This window comes from Streptomyces sp. NPDC002265, from assembly GCF_040296125.1.
Classification (GTDB): domain Bacteria; phylum Actinomycetota; class Actinomycetes; order Streptomycetales; family Streptomycetaceae; genus Streptomyces.
In genome coordinates, this window is sequence record NZ_JBEOWS010000524.1 from 1 (window position 1) to 4,654 (window position 4,654).

Here is a 4,654-nt window from a genome sequence, read left to right on the forward strand (position 1 = left end):
GCGTCGCCGGCGGCGGAGCCGCCGTCGTCACCGCGGTCGCCGACCGGCGCCCGCAGCGGATCGTCACGCACGCGGCGAACCGCGACGCCGCCGAGGTCATCGGGCGGGACCTGACCGAGCACGGTTACCGGGTGGAGTGCGCCCTGCTCCAGTCGGTCGAACTCGACACCCGGGTCTGGACGGAGCGGGAGCGGAGCGTGGCGTTCCTGCTCACCGGGGAACTGCCGCAGCGCGAAGCACCCCGCTGAGAGCCGGTGAACGCGCCGCGGGCGCGGCGCGGCCGGGCCGGCGTCGGGTCACGGGCGGACCTGCCCGATCGTGACCCGTGATCCTGTTGTCGTACCGCGCGCGGTAGGCTGGCCGATCGTTGTACCGCACCTGGGGACCCGTACATTCGTTCGTCAATGTCCGGAAAACCCGTCCGTTTTGGGGTGAGTGTGGTACGGCAAGAACCGGAGGACGCGCAACGTGGCGCAGTCCACAGCGGGCTGTCGCGGATCAACCTGTCGCGACGACGGAACGGCCGGGACAATGCCACCTAATGGCTTTGTCGCTTTTTACGGTCGGCTCGTTCGTGCCGCTGGGCACGCACGCTCGTTCTTCACTACGGGGGCGGTCGGTGCGCCGTTCCCGGTGAGCTGGTCGTAGAGGCACTAACCGATGGGCGAGGGGTACGCATGACCGACACCGGCCAGATCCCGGGCGAGGGGCTGCCGGAGAACTCAGGCATGGTGGAGCAGCCTGGCGTCTCCGAGCAGGGCGGGTACACCTACCTCTCCGAGACCACCGCCGAGGACGAAGACCTGCTGCTGCCGGGCGCCCAGAGCGCCTGGGGCAACGAAGTGGCTCCGCCGGCGCCGGAGCCCGTCGTCGAGACCCTTCACGAGCCGGGTCCGCACGAGCTGTCCGGCCGGGACACCGGTTCGGTCGACCTCGGCGGCGTCCGCCTGCCCAGCCCGACTCCGCCGGTCCAGGTGCAGCCCCGCAGACCCCTGCACCTCGGTCCGCCGATCCCGGACGCCTCCGCCAGCCCGGTCCGCTCCCTCGCCGACCGGGGCCCGGCAGGCGCGCCCGTACGTCACCCGGGACCCGCGACGATCGGCCCCGAGTACCTCGACGTATCGCCGGTGCGCGAGATGCAGGTGCCGGGCAACGCGCCCTGGGTCGGCCCGAGTCCGGTCCAGGCGCCGGCGGCAATGGTCGCGAGCCCCGCGGCGACGGCCGCCCCGGTCGTGGAGCACCCGGTCGCCGCCCCCGCCGAAGCCCCGGTCGTGACGCACGCGGAGTACCCGGCGGCGGCACAGCCGGTCGTGGAGCACCCGGTCGCGGCACAGCCGGTGTCGGAACAGCCGGTGATGGAACAGCCGGTCGTGGAACAGCCGGTGATGGAACAGCCGGTCGTGGAACAGCAGCCCGAGCCGGTCGGCGCGGCCGAGGCCGTGATGGCCCGTATCGCCACCGAGGCGGGCGTCGCCACGGCACAGTCCGAGGGGCCGGGCCGGCCGGACGAGCCCGCCTCCGGCCCGGAGCCGACGGCGGCCGAGACCATGACCGCGGAGCACGGTCCGGGCACGGGAGTGGTATCCGGACCGACGCACGGTCAGGCGGCCGGCCCCGCCGGGAACGAGGGACAGGTTCCTGACACCGCGCCGGTCGCGGACGCGGCCCAGGTCCCCGGCGCCGCCGAGGCGACGGAGCAGGGTCCGGTCCCGGGCCCCGAGTCCGTCGTGGACCCCGGGCAGGCCGACGCCGCTGCCGTCGCACCCCAGGAGACCGTCGAATCCGTACCGGCCGCCGGTGCCGAGGAAGCGGGCCAGGTCGCCGCGCCGTCCGACGCGGTCGCCGCCGAGCAGGCAGCGGAAGCGGTCGCCGCCGAGGCGACGACCGCGGCTCCGGAGATCCCGCAGACCCCGCAGACCCCCGAACCCGCGCCTGCCGTGCTGGAACAGGCCGCACCGGAACAGGCCGTATCGGAACAGGCCGTGCCGGAGCAGGTCGTGGCGGAGCAGGCAGGGCCGGAGCAGATCGCTCCGGAGCAGGCCGCGCCCGCCGACGCCCTGGCGCCGGAGGCTGCTGCGAGCGTGCCCGACACGGAGGCCGTGGCCGCGCCGCAGGGCGTACCGGCCGCCGACGCCGTCGTGCCCGAGGCACCTCAGGCACCGCAGGTCCCGCAGCCGGCCGTTCCCGAGGACGCGTCCGCCGCCGCTCCCGTCGCGGACCCCGCCGCGGCCGTCGCCGCGCAGCCCGCCGGGACCCCCGAGGCGGTCGCCCCGGCCGCCGGGCCCGAGTCAGGCGTGTTCGCGCCCCTTCCGTCGGCCCTCGACGCGATGGGCCTCGCCCGCCCCGCGGCCGACACCCCGGAGCCGGCCGAGCCCGCCGCCGACCCGGCGCCCGCGCACCCCGGCGCCGCGGCACAGGTGCCGCCCGCCGCCGAGCCCGTCCCGCAGACCGCCGACGCGCCCGCGGCCGACCCGGGGGCCGAGGCCGGCCAGGACCAGCCCGTGGGCCGGTTCGTCCCGGTCGAGGGCATGGTGCCGACCACCCCGCACCTCGCCCCGACCCCGCCGCACCCCATCGTCCTGCCCGCCCAGGAGCCGCAGGCCCCGGCGGCGCAGGCCCCGCAGGCACAGACGCCGGGAGCGCAGACCCCGGAGCCCGTCGCCGTGGTCCCCGCCCCCCGGGAGGCCGAGCCGGCCCCCGGCCAGGCCGCCGAGGACGCGGAGCACGACGCGGGCCTCGTACAGCAGGCGGCGGACCTGGACACCAGGGGCGCCGTACAGGAAGACCAGGAAGAAGAGAGCACGGCCGCAGTGGAAGAAGCACCAGAGTCCACCGGCCCGGCCGCTCCCGGCTTCGCCGAAGCCGAGCGCGAGGCCGTGCTCCGGGTGATCCGCGAGCGCCGTGACATCCGAAACGGCTTCCGCAACGACCCGATCCCGCACGAGGTGCTGCTGCGCGTCCTGGAGGCGGCCCACACGGCCCCCTCCGTGGGCCACTCGCAGCCCTGGGACTTCGTCGTGATCCGCTCGGCCGAGACCCGCCGCACCATGCACGAACTGGCCATGCGCCAGCGCGAGGCGTACGCCAAGTCGCTGCCCAAGGGCCGGGCCAAGCAGTTCAGGGAAATGAAGATCGAGGCGATCCTCGACACCCCCGTGAACGTCGTCGTCACCGCCGACCCGACCCGCGGCGGCCGGCACACCCTCGGCCGGCACACCCAGCCGCAGATGGCCCCGTACTCCGCCGCGCTCGCGGTGGAGAACTTCTGGCTCGCCGCCCGCGCCGAGGGTCTCGGCGTCGGCTGGGTCAGCTTCTTCGACGAGCGCGAGATGGTCCGCGCCCTCGGCCTGCCCGACCACCTGGAGGTCGTCGCCTACCTGTGCGTCGGGTACGTCGACGAGTTCCCGGAGGAGCCCGAGCTGATGCAGGCGGGCTGGTCCAAGCGCCGTCCCCTGTCCTGGGTGGTGCACGAGGAGACGTACGGCCGTCGCGCGCTGCCCGGCGAGGACCCGCACGACCTGCTCGCGGAGACCGTCGCCGGGATCCGCCCGCTGGACGCCAAGGCGCTCGGCGAGGCCTGGGAGCGGCAGAAGCGCATGACCAAGCCGGCCGGCGCGCTCGGCATGCTGGAGATCATCTCCGCGCAGCTGTCCGGCCTGTCCCGGCAGTGCCCGCCGCCGATCCCGGAGCCCGCGGCCGTCGCGATCTTCGCGGGCGACCACGGTGTGCACGCCCAGGGCGTCACCCCCTGGCCGCAGGAGGTCACGGCCCAGATGGTGGCCAACTTCCTGGGTGGGGGAGCGGTCTGCAACGCCTTCGCCGCGCAGGTGGGCGCCGAGGTCTGCGTCATCGACGTGGGCGTCGCGGCCGACCTCCCGGCCACCCCCGGTCTGCTGCCGCGCAAGGTCCGCGCGGGCACCTCGGACATGACCACCGGCCCCGCGATGACCCGCGAGGAGGCCAAGCAGGCCATCGAGGTGGGCATCGAGACCGCCCGCGACCTGGTGGCGGCCGGCAACAAGGCGCTGCTCACCGGTGAGATGGGCATCGCCAACACCACCGCGTCGGCCGCCCTCATCTCCGTCTTCACCGGCGCCGACCCGGCCGAGGTCACCGGCCGCGGCACCGGCATCAACGACGAGACCCTCGCCCGCAAGACCGATGTCGTGCGCCGCGCCCTGGAGTTCCACCAGCCCGACCCGGCCGACCCCATCGGCGTCCTCGCGGCGATCGGCGGCTTCGAACACGCGGCGATGGTCGGCCTGTTGCTGGGCGGCGCCTCGCTGCGTACCCCGGTGATCCTGGACGGCGTCAGCGCGGGCGCCGCCGCACTGGTCGCCCGGGCGATCGCCCCGGAGGTCCTCGCGGCCTGCATCGCGGGCCACCGCAGCGCCGAGCCGGGCCATGTGGCGGCCCTCAACAAGCTGGGCCTGCGCCCCCTGGTCGACCTGGACCTGCGCCTGGGCGAGGGCACGGGCGCCCTGCTGGCGCTCCCGCTGGTGCAGAGCACGGCACGAGCGATGCACGAGGTGGCGACGTTCGACTCGGCGGGCGTCACCGAGAAGTAGCCCACCGCGGGGCGGGGTCGGGCGGCCGGACGTTCCGGCGCCCGCCCCCGCCCCCTGCCGTACCCCGCACCACGGCTAAAATTCGC

The 4,654-nt window shown here is 75.4% G+C and carries 1 protein-coding gene and 1 pseudogene; both read left to right on the forward strand.

The window, feature by feature from the left end; translation table 11 throughout:
* Window positions 1-248 (forward strand): annotated as a pseudogene (locus tag ABT085_RS44010) (precorrin-6y C5,15-methyltransferase (decarboxylating) subunit CbiE); the annotation flags it as partial.
* Window positions 249-677: 429 nt separating this feature from the next.
* Complete coding sequence (cobT, locus tag ABT085_RS44015) at window positions 678-4,568, forward strand: nicotinate-nucleotide--dimethylbenzimidazole phosphoribosyltransferase (protein ID WP_351622148.1); 3,891 nt, start codon at window positions 678-680, stop codon at window positions 4,566-4,568.
* Window positions 4,569-4,654 lie beyond the last annotated feature (86 nt).

Excerpts from the sequence above, each read along its gene's own strand:
- cobT (WP_351622148.1), top strand. The coding sequence starts at position 678 with ATGACCGACACCGGCCAGATCCCGGGCGAGGGGCTGCCGGAGAACTCA.